The 550-nt window shown below is 62.4% G+C and carries 1 protein-coding gene; it reads left to right on the forward strand.

The window, feature by feature from the left end:
- The coding region (locus CF70_RS38155) for a DEAD/DEAH box helicase (protein ID WP_235185145.1) at positions 1-550 on the forward strand (550 nt) is incomplete at both ends.

A 550-nucleotide genomic window follows, 5' to 3' on the forward strand; every position in this document is an offset into this window, starting at 1 on the left:
GGGCCATCCAATGGCGCGTTGCCGTTATCGACGAAGCGCAGGCGATCAAGAATCCCGGCGCCAAGCAAACGCGGCAGGTCAAGCAGCTCCAGGCACAATCGCGCATCGCGCTGACCGGAACCCCCGTGGAAAACCGCCTGTCCGATCTGTGGTCCATTTTCGATTTCACCCACCCCGGTTTACTGGGCTCAGACAAAGTCTTTGCCAACTTTACCAGGCGGCTGGCGAAGGCCGAGCACTTCGGTCCGCTGCGAACGCTCGTACGGCCCTACATCCTGCGCCGCCTGAAGACCGACAAGCGCGTAATCGACGACCTTCCGGACAAGACCGAACTCAAGGCCTGGTGCCACCTGAGCCCGAGCCAGGCGGCACTTTATCAGCGTGCGGTGAAGGATCTGGCCGCCGCGCTTGAGGACGCCGAAGGCATCGGCCGCAAGGGTGTCGTGCTGAGCTTCCTGATGCGCTTCAAACAGATATGCAATCATCCATCGCAGTGGTTGGGCGACGCGGCCTGGAAGGCGGAAGACAGCGGCAAGTTCGCCCGCCTGCG

Origin of the sequence: Cupriavidus sp. SK-3 (assembly GCF_000611145.1) — a bacterium.
Taxonomy (GTDB): domain Bacteria; phylum Pseudomonadota; class Gammaproteobacteria; order Burkholderiales; family Burkholderiaceae; genus Cupriavidus.